Source organism: Actinokineospora sp. PR83, from assembly GCF_021056305.1.
Taxonomy (GTDB): Bacteria; Actinomycetota; Actinomycetes; order Mycobacteriales; family Pseudonocardiaceae; genus Actinokineospora; species Actinokineospora spheciospongiae.
Genome location: NZ_JAJCXD010000050.1, coordinates 43,850 through 68,192, shown reverse-complemented (window position 1 = coordinate 68,192; position 24,343 = coordinate 43,850). Strand labels below are relative to the sequence as shown.

The 24,343-nt window shown below is 70.6% G+C and carries 28 protein-coding genes and 2 pseudogenes; 8 read left to right on the top strand and 22 right to left on the bottom strand.

The annotated features are described in order from the left end of the window. Positions 1–165: 165 nt before the first annotated feature. The 9 genes and pseudogenes from L6E12_RS18290 to L6E12_RS18255 form a co-directional block, all read right to left on the bottom strand. Positions 166–1,518 carry an MFS transporter gene (locus tag L6E12_RS18290; RefSeq protein WP_236229135.1) on the bottom strand — a complete coding sequence of 451 codons (1,353 nt, stop codon included), beginning with the start codon at positions 1,516–1,518 and terminating at the stop codon, positions 166–168. A 198-nt stretch (positions 1,519–1,716) separates the two neighbouring features. Further along, positions 1,717–2,613 carry a 2OG-Fe(II) oxygenase family protein gene (locus L6E12_RS18285; protein ID WP_236229134.1) on the bottom strand — a complete coding sequence of 299 codons (897 nt, stop codon included), beginning with the start codon at positions 2,611–2,613 and terminating at the stop codon, positions 1,717–1,719. Between the two features lie 13 nt (positions 2,614–2,626). Then, the gene (locus L6E12_RS18280; RefSeq protein WP_236229133.1) at positions 2,627–2,821 is read right to left on the bottom strand and encodes a hypothetical protein; all 195 of its coding nucleotides are present in this window, start codon (positions 2,819–2,821) and stop codon (positions 2,627–2,629) included. A gap of 38 nt (positions 2,822–2,859) precedes the next feature. Further along, positions 2,860–3,150, bottom strand: a pseudogene (locus L6E12_RS35755) (2OG-Fe(II) oxygenase family protein); the annotation flags it as partial. A gap of 509 nt (positions 3,151–3,659) precedes the next feature. After that, a complete protein-coding gene (locus L6E12_RS18275; RefSeq protein ID WP_236229132.1) occupies positions 3,660–4,088 on the bottom strand; it encodes a hypothetical protein in 429 nt (142 codons plus the stop codon). Between the two features lie 106 nt (positions 4,089–4,194). Then, positions 4,195–4,407, bottom strand: a complete 213-nt coding sequence (locus L6E12_RS18270; RefSeq protein ID WP_236229131.1) for a hypothetical protein — start codon at positions 4,405–4,407, stop codon at positions 4,195–4,197. Between the two features lie 250 nt (positions 4,408–4,657). Continuing rightward, positions 4,658–5,041: a hypothetical protein gene (locus L6E12_RS18265; RefSeq protein WP_236229130.1), complete on the bottom strand. Its 384-nt coding sequence runs from the start codon at positions 5,039–5,041 to the stop codon at positions 4,658–4,660. 155 nt (positions 5,042–5,196) lie between these two features. After that, complete coding sequence (locus L6E12_RS18260) at positions 5,197–5,574, bottom strand: hypothetical protein (protein WP_236229129.1); 378 nt, start codon at positions 5,572–5,574, stop codon at positions 5,197–5,199. A 308-nt stretch (positions 5,575–5,882) separates the two neighbouring features. Next, the gene (locus L6E12_RS18255; protein WP_236229128.1) at positions 5,883–6,032 is read right to left on the bottom strand and encodes a hypothetical protein; all 150 of its coding nucleotides are present in this window, start codon (positions 6,030–6,032) and stop codon (positions 5,883–5,885) included. A gap of 110 nt (positions 6,033–6,142) precedes the next feature. Here L6E12_RS18255 and L6E12_RS18250 point away from each other — a divergent pair, with 110 nt between their 5' ends. Continuing rightward, the gene (locus tag L6E12_RS18250; protein ID WP_236229127.1) at positions 6,143–7,027 is read left to right on the top strand and encodes a hypothetical protein; all 885 of its coding nucleotides are present in this window, start codon (positions 6,143–6,145) and stop codon (positions 7,025–7,027) included. A gap of 132 nt (positions 7,028–7,159) precedes the next feature. On the opposite strand, the gene L6E12_RS35750 is transcribed toward L6E12_RS18250, so the two are convergent. Continuing rightward, the gene (locus L6E12_RS35750; RefSeq protein ID WP_374201903.1) at positions 7,160–7,429 is read right to left on the bottom strand and encodes an integrase core domain-containing protein; all 270 of its coding nucleotides are present in this window, start codon (positions 7,427–7,429) and stop codon (positions 7,160–7,162) included. Between the two features lie 398 nt (positions 7,430–7,827). Then, positions 7,828–8,325, bottom strand: coding sequence for a hypothetical protein (locus tag L6E12_RS18245; protein ID WP_236229126.1), 498 nt, complete (start codon positions 8,323–8,325; stop codon positions 7,828–7,830). Positions 8,326–8,961: 636 nt separating this feature from the next. Here L6E12_RS18245 and L6E12_RS18240 point away from each other — a divergent pair. Next, on the top strand, positions 8,962–9,240 hold the full coding sequence (locus tag L6E12_RS18240; RefSeq protein ID WP_236229125.1) for an iron-sulfur cluster biosynthesis protein: 279 nt from the start codon (positions 8,962–8,964) through the stop codon (positions 9,238–9,240). On the opposite strand, the gene L6E12_RS18235 is transcribed toward L6E12_RS18240, so the two are convergent. Both L6E12_RS18235 and L6E12_RS18230 read right to left on the bottom strand, forming a co-directional pair. Then, positions 9,231–10,643 (bottom strand): cell wall metabolism sensor histidine kinase WalK, encoded by a 1,413-nt coding sequence (locus L6E12_RS18235; protein ID WP_236229124.1) that lies wholly within the window; start codon positions 10,641–10,643, stop codon positions 9,231–9,233. The two genes, L6E12_RS18240 and L6E12_RS18235, sit on opposite strands and share 10 nt — an antisense overlap. Beyond that, complete coding sequence (locus L6E12_RS18230) at positions 10,633–11,349, bottom strand: response regulator transcription factor (RefSeq protein WP_236229145.1); 717 nt, start codon at positions 11,347–11,349, stop codon at positions 10,633–10,635. Before L6E12_RS18230 ends, L6E12_RS18235 begins: the two co-directional genes overlap by 11 nt. Before the next feature lie 105 nt (positions 11,350–11,454). On the opposite strand from L6E12_RS18230, the gene L6E12_RS18225 reads away from it, so the two are divergent. Beyond that, positions 11,455–11,850, top strand: coding sequence for a hypothetical protein (locus tag L6E12_RS18225; RefSeq protein ID WP_236229123.1), 396 nt, complete (start codon positions 11,455–11,457; stop codon positions 11,848–11,850). A gap of 148 nt (positions 11,851–11,998) precedes the next feature. On the opposite strand, the gene L6E12_RS18220 is transcribed toward L6E12_RS18225, so the two are convergent. Next, positions 11,999–12,238 (bottom strand): hypothetical protein, encoded by a 240-nt coding sequence (locus tag L6E12_RS18220; protein ID WP_236229122.1) that lies wholly within the window; start codon positions 12,236–12,238, stop codon positions 11,999–12,001. A 126-nt stretch (positions 12,239–12,364) separates the two neighbouring features. Then, positions 12,365–12,499: a hypothetical protein gene (locus L6E12_RS34800; RefSeq protein ID WP_255683261.1), complete on the bottom strand. Its 135-nt coding sequence runs from the start codon at positions 12,497–12,499 to the stop codon at positions 12,365–12,367. Between the two features lie 507 nt (positions 12,500–13,006). Here L6E12_RS34800 and L6E12_RS18215 point away from each other — a divergent pair. Beyond that, the gene (locus L6E12_RS18215) at positions 13,007–14,638 is read left to right on the top strand and encodes a BCCT family transporter (protein ID WP_236229121.1); all 1,632 of its coding nucleotides are present in this window, start codon (positions 13,007–13,009) and stop codon (positions 14,636–14,638) included. Positions 14,639–14,899: 261 nt separating this feature from the next. Here L6E12_RS18215 and L6E12_RS18210 read toward each other — a convergent pair whose 3' ends face one another. Continuing rightward, a complete protein-coding gene (locus L6E12_RS18210) occupies positions 14,900–15,739 on the bottom strand; it encodes a GNAT family N-acetyltransferase (RefSeq protein ID WP_236229120.1) in 840 nt (279 codons plus the stop codon). Between the two features lie 102 nt (positions 15,740–15,841). Here L6E12_RS18210 and L6E12_RS18205 point away from each other — a divergent pair, with 102 nt between their 5' ends. Beyond that, complete coding sequence (locus L6E12_RS18205; RefSeq protein ID WP_236229119.1) at positions 15,842–17,173, top strand: FAD-dependent oxidoreductase; 1,332 nt, start codon at positions 15,842–15,844, stop codon at positions 17,171–17,173. A gap of 123 nt (positions 17,174–17,296) precedes the next feature. After that, positions 17,297–17,728 carry an MFS transporter gene (locus tag L6E12_RS18200; RefSeq protein ID WP_308074956.1) on the top strand — a complete coding sequence of 144 codons (432 nt, stop codon included), beginning with the start codon at positions 17,297–17,299 and terminating at the stop codon, positions 17,726–17,728. On the opposite strand, the gene L6E12_RS18195 is transcribed toward L6E12_RS18200, so the two are convergent. The 4 genes and pseudogenes from L6E12_RS18195 to L6E12_RS18180 all read right to left on the bottom strand — a co-directional run. Continuing rightward, positions 17,664–18,758, bottom strand: coding sequence for an ArsO family NAD(P)H-dependent flavin-containing monooxygenase (locus tag L6E12_RS18195; protein ID WP_236229118.1), 1,095 nt, complete (start codon positions 18,756–18,758; stop codon positions 17,664–17,666). The two genes, L6E12_RS18200 and L6E12_RS18195, sit on opposite strands and share 65 nt — an antisense overlap. Next, entirely contained in the window at positions 18,755–19,852 is a 1,098-nt protein-coding gene (arsB, locus tag L6E12_RS18190; RefSeq protein ID WP_308074953.1) for an ACR3 family arsenite efflux transporter, read from the bottom strand. Before arsB ends, L6E12_RS18195 begins: the two co-directional genes overlap by 4 nt. A 55-nt stretch (positions 19,853–19,907) precedes the next feature. Further along, on the bottom strand, positions 19,908–20,312 hold the full coding sequence (locus L6E12_RS18185; RefSeq protein ID WP_236229117.1) for an arsenate reductase ArsC: 405 nt from the start codon (positions 20,310–20,312) through the stop codon (positions 19,908–19,910). 70 nt (positions 20,313–20,382) lie between these two features. Next, positions 20,383–20,559: pseudogene (locus L6E12_RS18180) on the bottom strand (phosphotyrosine protein phosphatase); the annotation flags it as partial. A gap of 136 nt (positions 20,560–20,695) precedes the next feature. Here L6E12_RS18180 and L6E12_RS18175 point away from each other — a divergent pair. Next, complete coding sequence (locus L6E12_RS18175; RefSeq protein WP_236229116.1) at positions 20,696–21,103, top strand: helix-turn-helix transcriptional regulator; 408 nt, start codon at positions 20,696–20,698, stop codon at positions 21,101–21,103. A gap of 118 nt (positions 21,104–21,221) precedes the next feature. On the opposite strand, the gene L6E12_RS18170 is transcribed toward L6E12_RS18175, so the two are convergent. Then, complete coding sequence (locus L6E12_RS18170) at positions 21,222–22,730, bottom strand: SulP family inorganic anion transporter (RefSeq protein WP_236229115.1); 1,509 nt, start codon at positions 22,728–22,730, stop codon at positions 21,222–21,224. Between the two features lie 335 nt (positions 22,731–23,065). Between L6E12_RS18170 and L6E12_RS18165 the strand changes: the two genes are divergently transcribed. After that, positions 23,066–23,566, top strand: a complete 501-nt coding sequence (locus tag L6E12_RS18165) for a MerR family transcriptional regulator (protein ID WP_236229114.1) — start codon at positions 23,066–23,068, stop codon at positions 23,564–23,566. Positions 23,567–23,884: 318 nt separating this feature from the next. Here L6E12_RS18165 and L6E12_RS18160 read toward each other — a convergent pair whose 3' ends face one another. Continuing rightward, positions 23,885–24,262 carry a hypothetical protein gene (locus L6E12_RS18160; protein WP_236229113.1) on the bottom strand — a complete coding sequence of 126 codons (378 nt, stop codon included), beginning with the start codon at positions 24,260–24,262 and terminating at the stop codon, positions 23,885–23,887. Positions 24,263–24,343 lie beyond the last annotated feature (81 nt).

Here is a 24,343-nt window from a genome sequence, read left to right as displayed (position 1 = left end):
ACCGTGTTGATCATCCGATTGCGATCCCCCCGACGCCGAAGACCCAGCGCTACCGGGATGCCTCAAGCCACCGCGATCAATTGCGATCCTCGCCGGCCCGGGAGGGCCAGCGCTGCAAGCGCAAGCCCTGCTGAACTGATCTGCCATGGAGTTCCCGGACGGTGACTATACGGGGGCCGGCGCCCTGCGCGTGCCCGAGCGAAGCCAGAGCACCAGGACTGCCGCTGCCACCAGGCAACCGGCCCCGGTCGTGATCAGCACCACCGCGGCCACGTCCGCAGTGGGAGCGGCGGGAGTGCTATCGGCCACCGGACCGGACAGGACCACCCCGATCCCGGCCGCGACGGTGATGGCGGTCTTGGTGACCCCGGATCCCTCACCTGCCCGCTCGGGGCGCACCAGGGCCTGGGTGGCGACCAGTGTCAGGGCATTGGCCACCCCCAACGCGGCTCCGGCGGCGGCACCCAACGCCAGGTAGAGCGGCAACGAACCCGCAAGCGGCAGCGCGGCGACAGCGATGGCCGCTGCCACCAGGCACACCGCCATGGTGACCACCGCCCGTGGGGCGCGCACCGCTCCCGCCACGGGTCCGGCGACAGCCATCAGGACAGCGGGCACCAGGAACGCCAGGCCCGCGGCGGCGACGTCCAACGACCACACCCGCTGCAACGACCAGGGCACGACGAACAGGAACACCACCGTCGCCGCGTTGGCGACCATTCCGGCTCCGGTCAACGCGACGAAAGGACCGTTGCGCAGCAACGACAGCTCCACCAGCGGCGCAGGCGCCCGCCGCTCCCGCCGCACGAAACCCACCCCGAGGAGCACCGCCGAGGCGGCGGCCATCACCCCGGTCGCGGACACCGGACCTCGATCGACGAACAGCGCCACGCCTGCCAGCGCGGCCGTCCCCAGCGCGAGCCCGGGGAGGTCGAAGTCCCCGCCCGCCCGGGGAGCCCTGGACTCCGGTGCCCGCAGCGCGGCCAGGACCGCCACCGCGGCGACCGGGACGTTGAGCCAGAACACCGAACGCCACCCCAGCGCCTCCGTCAGCGCCCCGCCGACGAAGGGACCGATGGCGGTCGCCACACCGCCCAGTCCGATCGCGGCGCCGATCGCCCGTTCGCGCCGCCCGGGTGCGAAGACCGTGGACAGCAGCGCGAGCCCGGCGGGCATGATCAGCGCCCCACCCGCGCCCTGCAGTGCACGCCCCGCGACCAGCACGGGCAGGGCAGGAGCCACCGCGCACACCAGTGATGCCGCCCCGAACAGGCCGAGTCCGACGCCGAGGACGCGCCTGCGACCCACACGGTCGGCAAGCCCACCCGCGCCGAGCATCAACGCGCCCACGGTCAGCAAGTAGACACTGACCACCCACTGCACGTCGTCCGAACTCGTCCCCAGGCCCCGCCCGATCGCCGGGAGAGCCAGGTTCAACGCGAACGAGTCCAACTGTATGCAGAAGATCCCGAGAGCCACCGCAGTCAGTGCCCACCACCGGTGGGGGTGTGCGCTCATCGACTGACCACCTTTCACGCGGGTGGCGGACCAGGACCGCCACAGTTGTCGGCTGGGCAGCAGGGGGAGGGCACGCGAAAGCGCAGGCAAGAGCACCGCGCTGCGTATGAGATGCCGAAGCAGGGAAGAACCCCAGAGAGGCCCACGGTAGCACCTGTGGGTGAGGACGCCAACCGGTGCCCTCACCCACAGGGTGGATCAGTACAGGCCGGTGGTGTCCTTGCGGTAGGTGTTGCCGAGGATGCGGTCCAGGAATTCGTCGAAACGGCCTGCCAGAACCAGCCCCCTGCCCGGTTCGTACCGGAACATGCCGGGGCTCACCTCGCCATCCAGGCTGCTGTCGACGAACAGCGCATAGGAGAAGCGGTCCGGCCCGCCGCGGGAGTTCTGTTCGCCCACTCGATGAGCCACCGCCGAGACCGGCGTCGCGGACTGTGCTGTCAGGATCTCCATGGCGCAGCCGAAGTTCACGATGAACGCCCCCGGCGTGGGGTTGATCGGGTGCCACTCGCCGTCGCGCAGCACCTCCAGTCCCGGTTCGGTCGAGCGCAGGACGGTGACCCAGCCCGAGTCCTTGTGCACATTCAGGCCACGGGCGCGCACCTGTGGACGGAAGTGGTTGAACGTCAGTGTGTAGGTTCCCCGGCCGCTGAGGCACCCGCCGGTCGCTGTGTCCCACTGCGATTCCGGCAGGTCGAGCCGCGCCAGCACGGACCGCAGCACCACCAGGGCGAAGTCCCGCATCCGCGCTGCCTGGTCAGCGACCTCGGGCGGGTAGACGTCCTTCCAGTGCGCACTGGAAAGGAAGAACTGCTCGGTCTGGTCCTCATCTCGGCCGAAGTAACCTTGGTGCTTGCCCAGGCCCTGTTCGTCCCAGCCCCGGAACCCGCGGTAGGGGTCGCCACTGTCCGCGGGGAGGTAGAAGCTGCGGGCGAACCGATCGCCACCGGTGAGGTCGGTGTCCGGTGGTTGGTCGACGAAAAAGAAGCCATCGCGCAGAGCGCGGTCCAGCCCGTCTGGTTCGCGGAACTGCAGTCGCCCGTCGCGTACCTGGGCCCGCTGCCAATCCCAGCCGTTCCTGTGGTGCATCGCCATCTCCCTCCTGCTCTCAGATCCGGTCGTGGAACTGGTACCCCATTCGCGCCGCCTTGGCGACGGAGAAGTCGCGGAAGGACTGGTAGTCGACCAACTCCCCGTCGGAGGTGTACTGGCGCAGGACCATGTCGTAGCTGGGACCCATGTAGATGGTGAAGGAGGAACGGTCCGGCTGGCCGGGTCCCGCTGCCGCAACACGGTGCAGCACCGCTGTTCCGGGGTGGGTAGGTGTCGGGTCAGCACGTCGAAGGCGTCCCCGAGGTTGACGACGAAGTGCCGTTCGGGGAGTTCGATCGGTGTCCACCTGCCGTTGTCCAGTACTTCGAAGCCGGGTTGGTCGGCGTGGAAGAGGGTGATGTACCCGCTGTCGGTGTGCTCGACGATGCCCACCCGCCGGTCGAGATCACCCCGGTAGTGGTTGACTGTGGTGTAGCACAGGTCACCATGGTGCCCACCCAGCGCTTCGTCGGCGTCTCCCGCAGGTACCCCGGCGGCGGAGAGCAGGGCGTGCAAGGCGGTCCCGGTGATTTCCTCCATCCGCTCAAGCAGGGAGGTCACCTCTTCGGGGAAGTACCGCTGCCACAGGTGCGCCTCGATCTGCAGCTGCTCCACCTGATCGGGCCGATCCTCATAGCCCAGCTTCGGAACGGGGACGTGCCCCAAGCTCGGAATGACCCTCAACCGCCACCCTGCGAGATACGGCGCCCGAGTCTTCTCCTCAAGCCCACGCAGCGCGAGATCCATGTTCGCATCGCCATACTCCCGCAAGGGCATCACCCGGGAGGAAGCTGCGCCTGGCGCAGCTCGACAGGATGCTGTCGGGCTTCTGTTCGCCCGCCTTGGCCAGCTCGAGGGTTCGTTCCCGCCACCTGTTGAGCTTCTGGCGGATGGCGGAGAGGCGTTGTTCGTAGGCCATGGCCTTGCGGACGACGGAGATGACCTTCCCCGCGGACTTGACCAGCTTCAGCAGCTTGCCCCACGGGATCAGGCCCGTGCAGGCCCACAGGTCGAGCTTGGTGAAGCAGTCCTTCGACGCCCACCGCCGACTACGTGCGCCTCCAGGTCACTTCATCCCCCTCGGGCAAGGGCAGGCCGAAAAATCGGAAAACGGCCGTTCGCTGCTCCTCCACAGAAGTGACCTGCGACGGTTCGGCAGCATCGAAGATGTCGACGACCTCCACGTCCCCGGGGAGCCCCGTGAGGACCGAGGCCGAACGACCGTTGTCCATCTGCTGCTGCAACCCTGATGGGAGCACGTCCGACCGCGCTCCCTGACAGCAGAGCAGCAATTCTTCCTTCTCAAGAGCAATTCGAGCGCTGATGAGGCACGCGAACAGGTTGGGATCGGAGAAGGACCGCCAATCTCCGCTCGGCAACCTCATCCTCAACCCCACCTCCTCGCCGCCGAAGACCTCGAACGAAATCGGAACTGTCGAGGAGTCAGATCGCACGGCCAGTAGGTGGACAGTGTTCATGGGCTTACTTCCGGTACTTCGGGTTGGGGAGCCAGTCCCTTGTGGTCTCGAGCAGGCAACCGCGGATGTGACAGGAGTCGACGACGTGGGAATGACCATCTCTGCCTCATGCGAGTACCTGTTCCCGGATCGCAGGTGAGGCCACGGCGAGGATGGCAGACGCCAAGTCGTGGTCGCCGTCCGGAGCTTGGGCGAGCACCCAGCGCAGGAGGGGAATGGCGTGGGGGGAGCGCAACAGCGCCTCGGCTGCCGCCATCCCCTGCCGACGGGTGTCCTTCCAGGTGCTCAGCGCTTCGTCCGGGTCCTCGACGGATTCCACCAGGGTGATGTCTGCTGGACGAGCTGTCACGCGCAGGCGTGTGGGAGCCGGCCGGACCGACGTGTACCCGAGAACGACCCCCTGAGGCGTGAGCCCACCTCCGGCCACGGTTGTTCCCGCTGCGCCCAGTCCCGGATGCGGTCGCTGTCGACGTATCCCGGCAGGCCCAGGGGACCGGTCACGACCAAGCCGTAGTGGAGGTGCCGGGTCACGGTGACCTCGACCACGTCGTACCTGACCGGAGGGTTGCTCATCGTCTTCCGAAATCATGTGCGGAGCGAGGAAACTCGTTGAGTTCCCCGAAGAGCCTACGAGGGATGATGAATTCGTGCCCCTCGATGTCGGGGTCGCCCACGATTCCGTTTTTGTCGAGCCATTGTTTGAGCATCCCGATATTCATCCCTTGGCCGTGGGTGTCACCGTGATTCTTGATGAAGTCCTCCACGCGGGCCTTGTCACCGAAGTGCGCTGAACCGTCGAACTGACCGTCATCGGTGTAGGGGAAATTCTCCGGTTTGAACCCGTTCTCGAGTTCATCGGCGCCCACCTCCTTCGGCGATACACGGTACAGGTCCTGCGTGGCGTCGTCCGTGCCGCAGTTGTGGACGAGCAGGGGGGATGCGCCTGCCAGCACCTTGATCGCGAATGATCACCCCCCAGGCAAATGATCATTTTCGCTTCAATATGTCGCTGCCGTCTTCGAACATCCCACCCTACGGCGTGTCGGTTGATCTCGGACGTGAAGCGATGCGGAGGAAGGGCACTTTCTCCGCACCGACTTGTCGGGTTTCAAACCCTCCAGTCCCAATCGGGTTCCGCGACGAACCTGGCCAGCACCTCGTCGAAACCGACCAACTCCCCGAAGTTGGTGTCCAGCAGACCCGTCAACCCCGGAAGAACGGCCTTCAGAAGCTTCCGGACACATGGGACACCCGAGTACTCCAGGGAGACCGGGTCGAACTCGCCGAGGCGTCCAGCGATCTCCGCCAACTCGTCCTGTTCGAACTCCTCGATCACATTCGCGGAGAGATCGACCCCGTACCAGCACTCCCCGATCGTCAGACGGTCGAACAGCGGACTGGTCTCATATGCCCCAGCATCGCGCAGACGCGACACCAACTCCCGCGTTCCGTCTTTCGCGGACAACAGAATGATGGTCGGTCGCACACGAACTCCTCTCAACACAACGCTCACGGACGCAAGACCTGGAGAGGTGGACGCATCACCGAACATTCACCACCCGAGCCGAGGCCCGACATGAGATCATCAAATATATCAAAGGCTTCTACAACCGACAACGCTTGCATTCCAGTCTGGACTACCGCCCACCTTCGGAAGTGCTCGACGAATGGTTTGCAATCAAGAAGTGGCTTGATATTCTGCATTTGGTCGACGTCCGGATTTCTCGGAGCACATCAAAGAGCTCCCTGTCAGGGTTGCCGGTCTTGTGGGCGTGTGGCGTTCCTGGTCGGTGTTCAGGCGTAGGCATCCCATCGGCGTGTGGTGAGGTTCCAGGTTGCCTGGATGTGAAGCCGGTTGAGGTCGGGCAGGCCGGGTCCGATCATCCAGCCGAGGCGTTCGGGCATACGCGGTGGCGAGTTGACCGGGATCGAGGTCTGCTGCAACTGCCAGAACCTGTTCCCGATGAGCCAGTTCGACCCGGACGTGAAGTACCAGGCACGTGGGGCATGGGATCCTCGGACCAACACGTGGACGTCGATCCGGAGGCAGTGACGTGGCGACCGATGTGAACGGGCTGGTTGGCCTCGAAATCCGCAAGCAGCCGTGGGCGCAGTTGCCGGTCATGGCCGGGAATGACCCCGAGCAGGTGCCCGTCTCGCTCGTCGGGCTGCTCTCGGCCGTGACGGAGGATGAGGCCGAGCGGTTCCACTGGCAGCTCGAGGGCGTCGTGGTGTTGTCCGGGGGTCTGTATGAAGCGGCGCCCGCAGCGGTCCCGGTGTTGCTCGCCGGGTTGGTCGGGAACCCGGACCGGTGCGCCAGAAAATGGGTCAACGAGCTGCTGTTCCAGATCGTTGCCGCCGAGTCGAACCCGGAGGCGGAGGACCGGGGACACCCGGACTTGGGTGACAGGGCTCGTGCCGCGGCGTCGGAGGGGCGGTGGTTCCTGCACCACGGACTGCGCAGGCACTGGAAGCGCGCAGCACACCTCATCTTGAGCCGCTTGGAGCCGAACCGCGTCGAAGCGGACGAGGAGAGCATCCGATTCGGGATCGACGTGGAGCTGGCCGAGCAGGAGTCGGTGTTGGGGCAGGAACTCACGCGCGGGCTGCGCGCGCTCCTGCGAGCCGAGACCGAGAACGATGCAGGCCAGGCGCACCGGTGGCTGGAGGAACGGCTCACCGGAGCACGCACGGGGGCGGCGGTGCGGGTCCTGTTCGCGGGTCTGGTCAGCGACATGGCGCCGGAAGCCCGCCCGTACGTATTCGACCTGCTGCACCAACTCGTCGCCAGCCCGGAACCCGGAGCGCGGGCCGCGTTCCGAGAGGGGCGGTGGCTCCTGCTGAGCCACCTCCGCACCCCGGAGGCCGAAGAAGCCCGGCTCATCCTGAGCACCCTCGACCCGCAGGGACTGGCCGCCTATGACAGCTCCACCGGTTGACTGGTCCCGAAGGACCAGCGCTGCCTGCCCAGCCTTGGCGGTCCAGCGCTCCGCCCGCTGGTGGTTGCGATCCTCGCTGCCCGAGGGCCAGCGCTGCAGGCGGGGGCTTTGACCCCGGAGTTGGGCACGGGGTTATGCGGCGTGGGTCAGCGTAGCCGTTGTGGGCGGCGGGGTGTTTTCGTAGTCGGTCGGGGACATGTGTCCGAGGTGGGAGTGGCGTCGTCGGGTGTTGTAGCGGTGTGCCCAGCCGAAGACGGCCAGTCGTGCTTGCGTTGCGGTGGGCCAGGTGTGCGCGCCTTGGAGGGTTTCGCGTTTCAGGGAGGCGTTGAGGCTTTCCGCGGCGGCGTTGTCGGCTGAGCTGCCGATGGCGCCCAGGGATTGGGTGACCCCGGCCGCCGGCAGGCGTGGGCGAAGAGCAGGTCAGGGGCCTTGGCGGCAGTGGGGTCGGCGGTGGTGGTGCGGTGTCTGCGGCGCGGGCCGTCCGCTCGGGTATGGTGGATTTCCAGTGGTGGTAGCTGGACCGGGCGAGCCCGATGACCTCACACAACCGCTTCACGCCGCGGCGGCGCTGATGGTCTGCGACGGACTGGAAGCTGTTCACCAGCGCGTCTCCCCGGCGAAATACTTCGCCGCCTTCCGCAGGATGTCCCGTTCCTCCTCCAGTTCGCGGACCCACGCGGTGGAAGCCGGTGGTGGGGCGAGGGCAGCACGAACCGGTTGATGGGGTCCCCTCCCGGGTCGGCGTCCGCGGTGCCGCTCATGCCGGGCGATCACCACTGGGGGTGGTACCGGCGGCCGCTTCACGCCCCTGCGGCGACCGGGCCCCGGTGTCCCACCCGGATCGGGCTCGCCTGCGCGCTCACGTGCAGCTCGGGCGCCGGTTCGCACTGGGCGAGCACAAGCAGCCGCAGCGCGTCGCCCACGCTCAGGGCGGAACCGAGGCTGGTGGCTCGGCTCGACGCGGTGACGCCGATGGTCGCCCCGGTGGCGAGCAGGCTGGTCTTGGCGCCCAACGCCGCCGCGGCCACCCCGACGTCCAACTCCAGTGGTGCCGGGGCGGTGGCCTCCAGCTCCAGGCGCAGCAGTGGGCCCGATTCCGACAGCACCGACCAGCGGGCGGGCTTGTCCAGCAGCCGGACGGGGTCAGTGCTGCGCAGTAGCGAGAGCAGCTCGGGTCCGCCTCGCGCGGCGCGGAGCTGGTGGTCGGGGACGATGAAGACGAACAGCGGCCACACGGCGACCGCGGGCGGTGTGCTGCCCGCGCTGGGAGACAGCATGACGGCCTCCGTGGCGAACACTGCGGGAGTGTGTGCACCGGTCTTGGCCTTGAGCATGTCCACCAGGGTGGTCGTGCCACGTTGAGGCCCCCCGGTCGGCGGCATTGCGATCGGATGACGCGTCCGAGCCCGCTGAGCCGGTGCGGGCCGCGGCGGGCAGACCGGGGTCGACCTGGGTCGCGGTGGCTCCGTCACGCGACAGCGTCAGCCACCACCACAGCGGCGCGGCGCTCTCGGTGAAGCGGATGTGCACGACCATGGGCAGCGGGGTGATCCCCGGCAGGCCCGCCGCGAGATCCGATCGGCCCGCCCGGCCCTCGGCCAGGTCCCGCAGGATGAGCAGGGTCCAGGAATCGTTGAGCACCTCCGCCGCGGCGGCCACGGGGCAGTGCTGTCGGTAGCGGGTCACCGTTCTCCCCGCCGGTCGCGAAGTGCCCTTCTGCGCGGCCCGCGGGCGGCGTGGCATGACCGCTGCCCGACGATCGCGTTGGGACCGGGTGTCGGTCCCGGTGGCGCGGCGGTACGACCGGATGACGTTGTTTGCCACCGGGTTGCGGTGTCCGGAGGGTCCTGTGTCACCTGGTCACGCCGCCGTCCGACGCTCCTACCGTCGACACCGGGTGCCGGGACGCGGCACCACGGCGAAAGGACGGACCGGTGCTGGAACTCTCCGACACAGCGCGCACGGCGATCACGACCCTGACCGGCGGCCGTGGAGGCGGGCTGCGGATCGCCCTCGCGGACGCGGGTGCGCAGCGGCGCTTCCGGCTGTCGCTCGAACCCGCCCCCGCACCCGGGGAGGACGTCGTGACCGCGGACGACGGCGCCGAGGTCTACCTCGAACGCGGCGCGGCGGACTACGCGGCCGACAAGGTCCTCACCGCCCGGCAGGACTCCGGCGGCGAGTTCCGGTTCGCCCTGCACCCTCAGGCCTGAGGGTCCGCCGCACCGTCCGCGACCACCCCGTCGCCCTCCCCGTGGTCTCGGGGCAGGCGCACGACGAACCGGGCCCCGCCGCCGGGTGCGGTCACGCACTCGACGGTGCCGCCGTTGGCGCGGACCGCCTCGGCGACCAGTGCCAGGCCCAGCCCGTTGCCGGACGTGGAACCGCGGGCCGCCGGGCCGGTGGCGAACCGCTCGAAGATCCGCTCCCGCTCGCCCTCGGGCACCCCGGGCCCCGCGTCGTCCACCGCCACGACCACCGAGTCCGCCGAGGTGCGCAGTTCGACCCCGGTGACCCCGCCGCCGTGCTGTTCGGCGTTGTCGACGAGGTTGGTGAACGCGCGGATCAGCGCCAGCTTGTGCCCGCGCACCCAGCCGTCACCGTCGGCGTCGAGAACGGGTGCCGTGCGTTCGCCGAGGACGTGGGCGAGCAGGTCGCGGGTGGACACCGGTGCCTCGTCGTCGTGGTGCAGCCCCGCCTCGGTGCGGGCGAGGGTGAGCAGGTCCTCCACCATGCCGCGCAGGTGGGCCAGTTCGCTCTCCACCAGCCGCAGCGCGGCGCGGGGGCGCACGGGCATCTCCTCGGCGTGCTTGGCGAGCAACCCGACGCTGGTGACCAGGGTGGTGAGCGGGGTGCGCAGTTCGTGGGTGACGTCCCCGACGAACCGCCGCTCCCGTTCGATGCGGCGTTGCAGCGAGTCGACCATGGTGTTGAACGAGGACAGGATCGGGCGCAGGTCGCGGTCGCCCTGCTCGGGGAGCCTGCTGTCGAGGTTGCCACCCGCGATGCTCGCCGCGGTGCCCGCCAGCGAGCGCAGCGGCCGCAGCACCCGCCCGCTCGCCCACAGACCCAGCAGCGCGCCGCCCAGGGTGGCCGCCAGTCCGCTGATGACCAGGACGGTGCGCAGCACGCGGAGCGTGTCCTGCAACTCCACGATCGGGGCGAACTCGTAGAGGGTGCCGCCGTCGAGCGGCACCGCGGTGACCAGGTAGGGCTGGTTCCGGATCGTCGTGGGCCGGGTCGGGGCACCGTCCCGCGGCGACTCGGCGACGTGCTCGGACGGTGCCCGCGCGGGCACCGCGGGGTCGCTGCTGGTCCACCCGCCGCGCCAGTCCAGCAGCAGGATCGTGTCCGCGGGCGGGTCCACGGCGGACAGCGCCGCGGCGGGGGTCATCCCGGGGACGGCGAGCCTGCTGGCGACGAAGCCCGCGTCGGCGGCGGCCAGCCGCTGGGCCGACCGCTCCCGCTGCCCCAGCAGGTACCCGCGGGAGATGGTGAACACCGACACGGTCAGCACCAGCGACACGATGGCCGCACCCGCCGTGAAGGACAGCATCACCCGACCGCGCAGGCCGGGTGCCCGGCTGCCGCGTCCGACCCGCGTGTCAGGCGACATCGAGCCGGTAGCCCAGGCCCCGGACGGTGATGACGACGTCGGGTGCGGACGGGTCCCGCTCGATCTTGGTGCGCAACCGCCGCACGTGGACGTCGACGATGCGCTCGTCGCCGAAGTAGCCCCGGTCCCAGACCCGGTCCAGCAGCGCGGTCCGGCTCAGCACCCGCCCGGGGTTCTCGGCCAGCTCGCACAGCAGCCGGAACTCGGTGAGGGTCAGGTGGATCTCCTCGTCGCCGCGCCGCACGGTGCCCGCCCCCGCCGAGAGCACCAAGGGGTGCTCACCGGATTGCAGCACCTGCTCCTGCGGTGCGGTGTCAGCGGGCGCGGCCACGGTGGCGCGGCGGCGCAGGGCCCGCAGCCGGGCGGTGATCTCCTTGATCTCGAACGGCTTGGTGACGTAGTCGTCCGCGCCCGCCTCCAGCGCGGCCACCACGTCGTGGGTGTCGACCTTGGCGCTGACCACGATGATCGGCACGTTGCTGTGCAGCCGCACGGTGCGGATGCAGGTGAAGCCGTCCATCCCGCCGAGCATCAGGTCGACTATCATCAGGTCCGGTTCACCGTGCCGCGACAGCGCCTCCACCGCGGCCTCACCGCTGGCGGCCTCGTCCACCGCGTAGCCCTCGTCCTCCAGGGCCAGCCGCAGCGAGGTCCTGACCCGGTCGTCGTCCTCGACGATCAACATTCGCGTGCCCACCCGCCCCATGCTGCCCCACGGGGAATCCGACCGTCCGTGCCGGGGGGAGGTCGTCACCCAACCGCAAAGAGCCCGCCGCCCCCGTCTCAACAGACAGGCGGCACGCTGGTGGCCATGGCTACCCCCAAGGCCCCGGTGTCGAGGCGTCCACCGGGGCGCCGCCGGGCGGCGGCGCCCGTGGTGGACGGCGCCACGGTCGTCGTCGGCTGCTGGCTCCTCGTCTTCGCCACCGTGGCCGATTACGGGGTCCGGCGCGGGCTGGACGCCGCGGCGGGTGACGCCGTCGCGGGCGCCGCCCTGCTCGCGCTGGGGGCCGCAGGCGGTGCGGGGTGGGTGGCCAGGTCCACCTGCGACGCCGCGCGGGCGCTGGTGGGGCTGTGGCTGCTGCTCGCGCCGCTGCTGCTCGACTTCGGGTTCGGGGCGGAGTCGACCCTCGCCACCTGCCTCGACGTCGCCCTCGGGGCGGTCGTGGCCGTGAGCGGCGTGGGCGGGCGGCTGCGGAGCGGGTGAGCCGCGCGCGAGCGGGGGCCGCCGCAGCAGCAGCGCGACGATCAGGGACGCGTCGGGGATGGTGATCGCGACCGTCGGCCGGGAGTGGTGGTCAGTGCCCCGCACGTGGAAACGACGGTGGCCGCCGGGGGTGGGTCGACGACCGGTGTCAGGTCGCGTCGCGGTCGGGGGCCGACCGGCTCGATCGGGTGGGCCGGTTCGCCCAGCAGTCGACGACGACCAGCACGACGGCCGCGCAGCCCAGGACCACGGCCCCGCGCGGCGCGGACATCTCCGCGGCGAGCACCGCTCCCGCCACGAGCGGGATGACGGCGAACAGGCTCCACGGGTCCGGTGCACCGAACGGTGCTGTGCTGCCGGTGTGGCGGCTGTCGGTGTGGCGGGGCACGGGTCCTCCTGTCGGTCGCGGCGATCACAGGATCGCCCACCCGGCGGGTCGTCTCCGTCGAAGTCGCACGACGGACAAGGAATCGCAAAGTCGTCGCAGGTCGGTCCCGGGTGCGTGGACCCGCTGTCACGCCGGTGGTGCCGTCCCCTGCCACCGCCGGGCCACCACCGCCAAGTGCGCGGTGTGCAGGCGCGGGACGCGGCCCGACGCCCGCTGCCGCATCCGGGCGAACGCGTTGTCGGCCGCCGCCACGACGTCCACCGGACCGCCCCGGGCCTGCGCCGCCGGGCGGTGGGATGCTCGCCCGCCGCGCCTGACGATGGCCAGACGGGTTCTTTGCGATCGGATGTCGATCCGCGGGTCCGCCGGTGAACCCACGCACGTGCCTCACGCGGTGTGCGCGGAGGGCCTCGCGTGGTGTGACGACCCGGTGGCCGTCGAGCGGTTACCCCGGACTCGGACGTCGTCATGGGATCGCAAAGAGACAGTCAGACGATCCTCATGTCGAAAGTGGAGAATCCGCGTGGTCGCGGACCGCGGCGCGCTCCGCGTCGGGTGGTCGGTGCGCCCTGTGACGCGTGCGATCCAAGCGCTGCGCGCAGAGGTGGAGCAGGCCGCTCCACCGCCGCTGTGGATGGTCCGGGCTGCTCCGCGCGGGCAGGCGGTCCGCGACTCCGGTGCGTCACCCGGACGCCCGATCGAGGCCCCACGGGAGGAGCCACAGTGCCGGACAGCACACCAGGCCAGTCACCACACCCGGAAGTCGAGGTGCCCGGGAAGGGTGTGCACGGGAGGGTGTTCTGGCCCGCCGCGGGCACCGTCCTCGCTTTCGTCGTGGTGACCGTCGCTTCGCCCGCGGCGGTCGAGTCCGCGGTGAGCGGCGTCTCCTCGTGGATCGTCGGCACCTTCGGCTGGTACTACACGCTCCTGGTCAGCGCGTTCGTGGTGTTCGCCGTGTGGCTGGGGGTCGGGCGCTTCGGCGGCATCCGGCTCGGTGACGACGGCGACGAGCCGGAGTTCAGCCGGTGGTCCTGGTTCGCCATGCTGTTCGCCGCGGGCATGGGCATCGGCCTGGTGTTCTGGGGTGTCGCCGAGCCGCTCAACCACTTCGCGGGCATCCCCAACCGGGCCTCGGGCATCGCCGCGGCCGACGAGGCGGGCGCGCAGAGCGCCCTGGTGCAGACTTTCCTGCACTGGGGGCTGCACCCGTGGGCGATCTACGTGGTCGTCGGGCTGGCCATCGCCTACGCGGTGCACCGCAAGAAGCGGCCGGTGTCGATCCGCTGGGCCCTCGAACCGCTGCTCGGCCGCCGGGTCAACGGCTGGATCGGTGACGCGGTCGACGTGGTCGCGGTCGTCGGGACGCTGTTCGGCGTGGCGACCTCGCTCGGGCTGGGCGTGGCGCAGATCGCGGCCGGGCTGGACTTCATCGGCGTCGTGCGCGACCCGGGGAACCTGACCAAGGTCGTGCTCATCGGGGCGATCACGCTGATCGCCATCACCTCGGTGGTGACCGGGGTGAAGCGGGGCATCAAGTGGCTGTCGAACGCCAACATGGGCCTCGCCGCGGCGCTGCTGGTCTTCGTCCTGGTCACCGGGCCGACCCTGTTCATCCTGCGCGAGTTCATCCAGTCCTGCGGGCTGTACGTGCAGAACTTCGTGCGCATGAGCTTCAACACCACGGCCTACCAGGGGGCCGAGGGACAGGCGTGGCAGGGCTACTGGACGGCGTTCTACTGGGGCTGGTGGATGTCCTGGGCGCCGTTCGTCGGTGTCTTCATCGCCCGGATCTCCCGGGGCCGCACCGTGCGGGAGTTCGTCGCGGGTGTGCTGCTCGTCCCCACGCTGCTGAGCTTCTTCTGGTTCTCGGTGTTCGGCGGCGCGGGCCTGTTCAAGCAGTTGTTCGGCGGCGGCGACCTGGTGGGCACGGACGCGACCGGCGCATCCACTGTGGACACGAATGGCGCCCTGTTCGGCCTGCTGGGGTCCCTGCCCGGCGGTGCGGTCGTGGTCGGCTTCGCCATCGTCCTGGTGGTGCTGTTCTTCGTCACCTCGTCGGACTCCGGTTCCCTCGTGGTGGACATGCTCGCCTCGGGCGGCAACGTCGAGCCGCCCACCTGGAGCCGGGTCTTCTGGGGTGTCACCGAGGGGGTCGTGGCCATCGCCCTGCTGTTCGCGGGTGGGTTGGGCGCCCTGCAGGGTGTGTCGATCGCCATCGCGCTGCCGTTCAGCGTCGTGATGATCGCGATGTGCGTGGCGATCCACCGGCAGTTCACCCGCGAGCACGCGTCCGCGGTCCGCGCCGAGCACAGGTTCCAGCGCACCGAGCCTGCCCGGACGCCCGTCGCGGAGGGGAACCCCGAGGCGACCGGCGACCAGCCGGTCACACCCCGGCCGTGAGCGCGGAGTGCGGGCCGGGAGCGGCGGACCGGCCCGCACTCCCCCGGTGCCGTGGAACCGGCACCGCACGCCCGGACCACCTGCGAAGGAGGGAGTGCTCCGCGGTCAGCCGGGTTCAGGTTGTGCGTTGCCGTTGCGCGGTGCCATCTTGGTGCCCCGCCGAGGCAGTCGTGGGATGCCCGCAGTTCCTGCTCTGCGGATGCCCGCAACCGATCTCCCTCCAGCATGAGCACCGGATTCGGAGCAGCGAGGCGGTCGAGTTCAGTCGATCGCGCTGCGGCGTTCGAGGAAGACGGTGTCGTGCCAGGTGCCGTTGAGTCGGGCGATGCGTTCGCGGACGCCGATGGTGCGGTAACCGGCGCTGTGGTGCAGGGCGACGCTGGTGCGGTTCTCGGTGAAGATCGAGGTTTGCAGCGTCCACAGGCCCGCCGCGTCCGCCTCGGTGACCTGCTTGTGGATCAGCGCCTTGCCGACGCCGCGTCCGCGCATCCCGTCGGCGACGTAGACCGAGGTCTCGGCGACGCCGGAGTAGCAGGGGCGCGGTGAGGTCGGGGTGGCGGCGGCCCAGCCCGCGACCGCTCCACCGACCTCGGCGACCCACCGGTGCCCGGGCAGCCACTTCGCGTCGAGGGAGGCGCGGCTGGGCACCGCGGTCTCGAAGGTGGCCAGGCCGGTGGCGATGCCCTGGGCGTAGATGCGGCGGACGTCGTCCCAGTCGGTCTCGGCCAGCGGGCGCACGGTGACGTCGGCGGGCACGTCTGCCGGGCAGCAGGGGCGCGGGGCGAGCAGGCCCATGACCGCGTCGGCGGCGTGGGGCAGGCCGGTGCAGCAGGCTTCGTTGACCGTGACGACGGTGGCGGTGCCCTGCTTGCGCAGCAGCACGAAGCCCACGTCGGCCAACCTGCGGACGTGGTGGGAGCACGTCGACTGGCTGGTGCCGAGGACCTCGGTGAGCGCGCCGATGGTCAGGCCGCGCGGGGCGGTGGCGACGGCGTGCAGGATCTTGACCCGCATCGGTTCGGCCAGGCAGGCGAACCACTCCGAGTACGTGCCCGCCTCGGCGTCGGGGAGCGGGGCGGCCTTCGGGGCGACGGCGGTCATGGGTCCAGTATCGAACAGGATCGATGGTTGCGTCAATCGATGCCCGTCGATATGGTCCCCACGGCCAAGCTGTATCGAGATGGATCGATGAAAGGAACCGCAATGAGCGAGCTGCCCGTGGTCGTGGTGGGTGCCGGGCCGGTGGGTCTGGCCGCGGCGGCGCACCTGGTGGAACGCGGGCTGGAGCCGCTGGTGCTGGAGCGCGGCCCGATCGCGGGCGCGTCGGTGGCCGAGTGGAACCACGTGCGCCTGTTCTCCGCGTGGTCGGAGCTGGTCGACCCGGCGGCGGGCAGGCTGCTGGACCGGGGCGGGTGGGAACGGCCCGAACCGGCGGCGTACCCGACGGGGCGGGAGTGGGCGCAGCGGTACCTGCGGCCCTTGGCGGTCGCGCTCGGGGAGCGGGTGCGCTTCGGCGCCGAGGTGGTCGGGGTGTCGCGCCGCGACCGGGACCGAGTGGTCGACAGCGGGCGCGAGGGGGCGCCGTTCGTGGTGCGCCTTCGGGTCGGTGACACCGAGGAACGGGTGCAGGCCAAGGCGGTCGTGGACGCGTCGGGCACCTGGTCGACACCGAACCCGCTGGGCGGTGACGGGTTGCCCGCGATCGGTGAGACCGGTGCGGCGGACCGCATCGCCTACCGCGTCCCGGACCTCGCCGACGACAGCGTGCGGGACCGCTACGCGGGCAGGCACGTCGTGGTGGCGGGCAGTGGTCACTCCGCGCTGACGGCGCTGGTCGCGTTCAGCGGACTGGCCGAGGACTTCCCGGGCACGAGGATCAGTTGGGTGCTGCGCCGCGGCGGGGTGGGCGACACCTTCGGCGGCGGTGAGGCCGATGAGCTGCCCGCCCGCGGCGCGCTGGGCCTGCGCGCCAAGGCGGCGGTGGAGGCGGGGCTGGTCACGGTGGTGACCGGGTTCCGCACCGACGCGGTCGAGCGGGGCGACGACGGGCGACTGGCGTTGGTGTCCTCGGCGGGGCAACGGATCGAGGGCATCGACGAGGTGGTGACGCTGTGCGGGTTCCGCCCCGAGCTGGGGTGGCTGTCGGAGGTGCGCTTGGGGTTGGACGCCACGTTGCAGGCCCCGGTGGAGCTGGCGCCGTTGATCGATCCGAACGTGCACTCCTGCGGCACGGTCTACCCGCACGGGGCCAAGGAACTGGCCCACCCGGAGGAAAACTTCTTCCTGGCGGGGATGAAGAGCTACGGCCGGGCGCCGACGTTCCTGGCGATGACCGGCTACGAGCAGGTCCGCAGCATCGCCGCCGCGCTGGCGGGCGACCACGAGGCCGCCGCCCGGGTCGAGTTGGTGCTGGCCGAGACCGGGGTGTGCGGGGGCTCGGGTCTGTTCGACGACGCGGACTCGGCGGAGGCGGGGTGCTGCGGCGCGTCCGAGCCGGAGTTGATGACCTTGTCCGCGCCGTCGGCGAACCGCTGAGCGTCGAGGTCGTGGCGGGGTCCGGAGCGTGGGGGCGCTCCGGACCCCGCCGCGTGTCGGTGGTGCTGTGCCTGACGCCCCGCACCTGCGGCGGTCGCGCTGGGGCCGGGCGGCGCCGGGCAGGTGGTCGGCAGGCTCGGGTACGGGCGGCTGTCGCGGGCGAGCGGGGTGCGGGTGCGGACCGCCGTGGTGCTGCCTGCCGCCACCGCCTCCACCGTCGCGCTCGGGTTGTCGACCTGGGCTGTCGCGCTGGTGGTCGCCGCTGTCGTGGCGGGTGCGGCGCGCGGGGTGTTCACCCTCGTGCAGGCCACCGCGGTCACCGACCGGTGGGGTGCGGCGCACTACGGTCACCTCAACGGGCTGTTGTCGGCCGCGACCACCATCAGCATGGCCCTGGCCCCGTGGGCGGGGGCCGCTGTGGCGGGGGTGGTGGGCGGCTACCCCACGACCGTCCTCCTGCTCGCCGCGCTCACCGTCGTCGGTGCCGCGGTCACGTTCGCCGCTGATCCGGAACGGCCCCGCCGTGGTGTGGTTCCCCGCCGAGCAGGTCGCTGATGTCGGCGGCGGCGTCGCGGGCTGTTCTGCCGACGCCGATGAGGGTGGCGGAGGCCGGGCCGGTCCAGTCGCCGTAGCCGAGCAGGTGCAGGCGCGGTTCGCCGCGGGCTCGGGTGCCGTCGGTGGGGACCGTGCCGTCGGCGGCGCGCAGGCGCAGGGGTGCGAGGTGGGTGAGGGCGGGGCGGAAGCCGGTGCACCAGATGACCGTGTCGGCGTGGGCGCGGTGCCCGTCGGCCCAGACGGGGCCGTCGGGGTCGAGTCGGGTGAACATGGGGTGCGGGGTGAGGTGCCCCTGGTCGCGGGCGGCGCGGACCGGGGGGACGGCGACGATGTCGCCGAGGCCGCCGACACCGGCGGTGTCCTCCTCGCCTCGGTCGAGGGCGTGGCGGCGCCGGGTGGCGATGTCGAACAGGGCGCGGCCATCGATGTCGTCGGGCAGGTAGCGCGGTGGGCGGCGGGTCACCCAGGTGACGTGGGCGGCGCCGGTGAGGTCGGCGGCGATCTGGGCACCGGAGTTGCCCCCGCCGACCACCACCACGCGCTGGTCGGCGAAGTCGCCGGGAGAGCGGTAGTCCACCGCGTGCAGTTGCCGACCGGCGAAGGCGCCCGGGACGGTCGGCAGGAACGGACGCCACCAGGTGCCGGTCGCGCTGATGACCGCACCCGCGTGCCACTGCCCGCTGTCGGAGGTGACCAGTAGCCCGTCCCCGGTCGATTCGACGGCGGTCACGGTCTCACCGCGGTGAATCGGCAGGTCGTAGCGCTTCTCGTAGGCGGTGAGGTAGTCGACGACGTGCTCTGCGGTCGGGTGGCCCTCACCCGGGTGGACGGGCATCGGCCAGCCGGGCAGGGAGCTGTGCCGGGCCGGGGAGAACAAGCGCAGCGAGTTCCAGCCGTGCGACCAAGCCCCGCCGGGGGTGGGCTGGGCGTCGAGGATGGTGAAATCGAGCCCGGCCCGGCGCAGGTGGTACCCGGCGGCGAGGCCGGCTTGGCCCCCGCCGATCACGACCACCTGCGCCGAGTCGTTCACTTCACCGGTGTGGTGGGCTTGTCGACCCACCGCCTGCGCAACCAGAGGCTGACGTAGACCAGCCCGACGAGCACCGGCACCTCGATCAGCGGGCCGACGACCCCGGCCAGGGCCTGCCCGGAGGTCACCCCGAACACGCCGATGGCAACCGCGATCGCCAGTTCGAAGTTGTTGCCCGCCGCGGTGAACGCCAGCGTCGTGGTGCGGGCGTAGGAGAGCCCGGCGGCCTTGCCCAGGGCGAACCCCCCACCCCACATGAGGGCGAAGTAGACCAGCAGCGGCACGGCGATCCGCACCACGTCCAGTGGCCGGGAGGTGATGGTGTCACCTTGCAGGGCGAAGAGCACGACGATGGTGAACAGCAGCCCGTAGAGGGCGATCGGGCCGATGCGGGGCAGGAACCTCGACTCGTACCAGTCGCGGCCCCTGGCCCGTTCGCCGAGGCGGCGGGAGAGGTACCCGGCCAGCAGCGGGATGCCGAGGAAGACGACCACGCTCAGCGCGATCTCCCACGGGGAGAAGTCCAGGCTGGTGGTGTCGAGGCCGAGCCAGCCGGGCAGCAGGTCCAGGTAGAACCAGCCGAGGACGCCGAACATGATCACCTGGAACACCGAGTTCAACGCGACCAGCACGGCCGCGGCCTCGCGGTCGCCGCAGGCGAGGTCGTTCCAGATGATGACCATGGCGATGCACCGGGCCAAGCCGACGATGACCAGCCCGGTGCGGTACTCGGGCAGGTCGGGCAGCAGCAGCCAGGCGAGGGCGAACATCAGCGCCGGGCCGAGCACCCAGTTCAGCACCAGCGACAGCACCATCGTGCGCTTGTCGCGGGTGACGGTGTCGAGCCGGTCGTAGCGGACCTTCGCCAGCACCGGGTACATCATCAGCAGCAGCCCCAGCGCGATCGGCAGCGACACCTGCCCGACCTTCACCGCGTCGAGCACGCCTTGCAGACCTGGGACGACACTGCCCAGCAGCAGCCCGGCGCCCATCGCGACGATGATCCACACCGGCAGGAACCGGTCGAGGAAGGACAGTTTGCCGAGCACGTCCGCGTCAGCGGGTGTGCCGGGGGTGGGCGCGGTCTGGGTCACGGGAGTGGTCTCCTGGGTGGGACTGGCCTGCGGGATTGTCGTGCTGGCGCTGGGGTCAGGCGTCGAGCAGTTCGGCCAGCAGGCCCCGCACGCGGCGGTCGATCTCGTCGCGGATCGGGCGCACGGCGTCCACCCCCTTCCCGGCGGGGTCCGCCAACGCCCAGTCCAGGTAGCGCTTGCCGGGGAACACCGGGCAGGTGTCGCCGCACCCCATGGTGATCACCACGTCGGCGGCCTCGACGTCGGCGGTGGACAACTTGGTGGGCACCTCGGCGGTGATGTCGAGCCCCCACTCCGCCAGCGCCTCCGCCGCGGCCGGGTTGACCTTCTCCGCGGGCTCGGACCCGGCCGAGCGCACCGCGACCCGGCCGAGCCCGTGGTGGGCCAGCAGCGCGGCGGCCATCTGGGAACGGCCCGCGTTGTGCACGCAGACGAACAGCACCTCGGGAGTGCGGGACATGGGATGGTCCTTCCTGCTGCCGGGGGGTGCCGGCGCGATGACGATGAAGTGGAGTGGGCGAGGTCGTCGGTCAGTCGACGAGTTCGCCGAGCAGGTCCCGGACGTGCCGGTCGATCTCGTCGCGGATGGCCCGGACGGTGGTGATGGGCTGGTCCACCGGATCGGGAACCTCCCAGTCGAGGTAGCGCTTGCCCGGGAACACCGGGCAGGCGTCGCCGCAGCCCATCGTGACCACCACGTCGGCGGCGGGCGTCATCAGGTCTCCTCGAACGTCGACCAACACTGGATCGAACTATGTCGATGCAATTGAAACGATTGAATCGACGATTGTCAATCCAAGGTAGGATCGGGCTGTCCGGTGGGCGAGGTGGCGAGGAGCACGCATGACGAACGCAGACAAGCAGACCCCCACACCCGTCGCGATCACACTGCCTGCGGCCGAACCCGCCAACGTCGTCGACCAAGCCGAGGCCGAGACCGCCGCGGCCCTGTTCAAGGCGCTGGCCGACCCCGTGCGGGTGCGACTGGTGTCGATGGTGCGCCACTCCCCCGGTGGCGAAGCGTGCTTCTGCGACCTGGCCGAGGAGTTCGACATGCCCCAACCGTCGCTGAGCCACCACCTGCGCGTGCTGGTCGCCGCGGGCATTCTCGCCCGCGAGCGGCGCGGGACGTGGAGCTGGTACACCGCGTGCCCGCAACCGCTGGCCATGCTCGGTGATCTGCTGCGCGCCGGAGGTCCACTCGCGGGGCCCGCCCGGTTGACCGGCGCCGACCGTGGGCAGCGGTGTTGAACTGTGGGAAAACGCCTGCACCGGCCCTGACAAGAGCGATCAGGCGGCCATGCCGATCGACATCATGCCGATCGGCGTCATGCGGGGCGTCGGCGGCTGGGGGTGTGGTGCGCAGCGGTCAGTGGGTGCCGGTGAGTTCCCCGGTCAGCGAGTTGTGGATCTTGGCGCTGTGGTGGTTGAGGCCGGTGATCTGCGCGGTCTTGCCGCGGGCGGCGTACTTGGTGGTGATCGCGTCGAGAGCGGCGACCGACGAGGCGTCCCAGATGTGGGCGGCGGCCAGGTCGATGATCACGGTGTCGGGGTCGCCCGCGTAGTCGAACTGGTGGACGAGGTCGTTGCTGGAGGCGAAGAACAACTCGCCGGTGACGGTGTAGACGACCCGGGTCCCGTCGGGGTCGAGGACGGGTTCGACGGTGGCGAGGTGGGCGACGCGGCGGGCGAAGATGACCATCGCGGTGATGGTGCCGAGGACGACGCCGATGGCGAGGTTGTCGGTGGCGACCACGGCGGCGACGGTGACGACCATGACGGTGATCTCGCCGGTGGGCATCCGCTTGAGGGTGGCGGGGGCGATCGAGTGCCAGTCGAAGGTGCCGAACGAGACCAGGACCATGACGGCCACCAGCGCGGCCATCGGGATGTCGGAGACGATCGGTCCGAAGGAGATGCACAGGACCATCAGGAACGCCCCGGCCAGGAACGTCGACAGCCGGGTGCGGGCCCCGTTCTTCACGTTGATCATGGTCTGGCCGATCATCGCGCAGCCGCCCATGCCGCCGAAGAACCCGGTGACGACGTTGGCGATCCCCTGGCCGATGGACTCGCGGGTCTTGTTGGAGTGGGTGTCGGTGAGGTCGTCGACCAGCTTTGCGGTCATCAGCGACTCCATCAGCCCCACCAGGGCCAGCGCGAGCGCGTAGGGGGCGATGATCTTGAGGGTGTCGAGGGTGAACGGCACGTCGGGCAGGCCGGGCACCGGGAGCGCGGAGGGCAGCGCGCCCTTGTCGCCGACGGTGGGCACCGCGATCCCGGCACCGATGGTCAGCGCGGTCAACGCGATGATCGACACCAGTGGGGCGGGGACGACGGTGGTCAGCCTGGGCAGCGCGACCATGAGCACCAGCGCGCCCGCCACGAGCGGGTAGACCACCCACGGGACGTCGATCAACTCCGGGACCTGGGCCATGAAGATGAGGATGGCCAGGGCGTTGACGAAGCCGACCATGACGCTGCGCGGCACGAACCGCATCAGCCCGGCCACCCCCACCCCGCCGAGGACGATCTGGATGAGTCCGCCGAGGATGACCGCGGCGACGAGGTGGCCGAGGCCGTGGTCGTGGACGAGCGGGGCCACGACCAGGGCAACCGCCCCCGTGGCGGCGGAGATCATCGCCGGGCGCCCGCCGACGATCGAGATGACCACGGCCATGGTGAACGAGGCGAACAGTCCGACGCCGGGGTCGACCCCGGCGATGATGGAGAACGAGATCGCCTCCGGGATCAGCGCCAGTGCCACGACGAGTCCGGCGAGGACCTCGGTGCGCAGCACCTCGGGGCTGCGCAGCCAAGCCGGGCGCGGCAGGGACCGCAGACGCGTGCGGGGTGAGGGCGGAACGGATGTGCTCAAGGGGTCTGCCTTCGACGTGCTCGGGCACGGCCACAGCGTCGGCGACCATGCGGGGCGGAACGGCGCCCCGGTGCGCGGGCGGGGCTGGAACTCGGATGCCGCGGCCTGATGCCCTTCGCAGGAAAGGGGCGGAGACCGTGGTTCGTGGTGAACCGGTGTGGCGGTGCCGCGCTATGGCGGGCAGGACAGGGAGCGGGGCGAATACGAGCGCACGCGGCATCTCCCGTCCGGTCGGCAAGCGGGTGTCGGCGGGGACAGCATCGTCCCGGCCTGGAGGGTGGGGTGGGACTCACCACCGCCCGGTGAACCCTACAGTGACGTTAGGGTTGGGATCGATGCGGGAAGGACGCGATGTGGCCGGGGACACCGACCGGGCAGCACCCGACACCACCGAGACCGGCCCCCAGAGCGCACCGGACCGCGCCGGGGCCGGGCACGTGCACATCGGGGAGGTCGCCGCCCGCACCGAGCTCTCGCTGCGCACGATCCGCCACTACGACGAGGTCGGCCTCGTGACGCCTTCGGCGCGCACCCGGGGCGGGTTCCGCCTCTACACCGCCGACGACATCGCCCGGTTGATGCTCATCCGCCGGATGAAACCCCTCGGGTTCACCCTGGAGCAGATGCGGGACCTGCTCGCGGCCACCGACCGACTCGACGCGATCGACACCCCGGATGCGCCCGACCGGGACGAGCACGCCCGCCTGATGGCGGTGGTGGCCGACTTCGAGACCGCGGCCCTGCGCCGCTGCGAGGAACTGCGGGCGATGGCCGCCCGCGCGGGCGAGTTCGCCGCCGAACTGGGCGCCCGCCTGCGCCCCACCCCACCAGGGTGACCGCCACCCGCCCGAGCAGGTTCTCGACCCACACCGACTCACAGGAGGGTGGCGATCTCGTAGTGAAAGCGGCGGGCAACGCGCAACAGGAGGACCGCCACCGGGCCCGTGGGCAGGGGGACAAGGGCCGCAGAGCCCTCCACCGGGTGGGTCACCACGCCCTTCGGGGGATTGGCCACCCGTTGGCGGAGGTGCCTGCGGTCCAAGCCGTGGCACTGGCAGGGGTTGCCAAGCCCATCGTCGATGCCCCGGCGATTCCGCAGGCGAGACCGAGACCGGTGAGGAATCCGCAGCGGCCGATGCCGCTGCTCGACTGGGTCATCGTGTGCTCCTCCGAGGTGCCCTCAGCGCCTTGACCAGCGCGGTGATCGCACAGAACGCGGTGAGGGCGAGCAGGACGAACAAGATCGGGTTGACGTACGCGGGCACCAAGTCCTCGGTGCCCGCACAGGTCCAGCTCAGCGGGAAGTAGGAAGGGGTGTCGGCGATGTCGTGTCCGGGGCACCGGTACTCCAGGTCGACAACGAGCAGGTGCGACCAACCCCACCGGTACCAGGCGAACGTGGTCACCGCGCTCAGACCGGTGACCAGGACCCAGTCCTGGGCCGCAACACGAATCGACGACCTGATCAGCCGGTAGCACCCCCACCAGACGAGCGATGCCACCAGCCACAACAGGATCACGTACAGGGCCACGGCGCCCCCGTCCCTTCTCTTGCCGTCATGGGGTTTCTTGCGCCACCAAGCTCTGGAGCACGTCGGCGTAGCCTTCGTAGA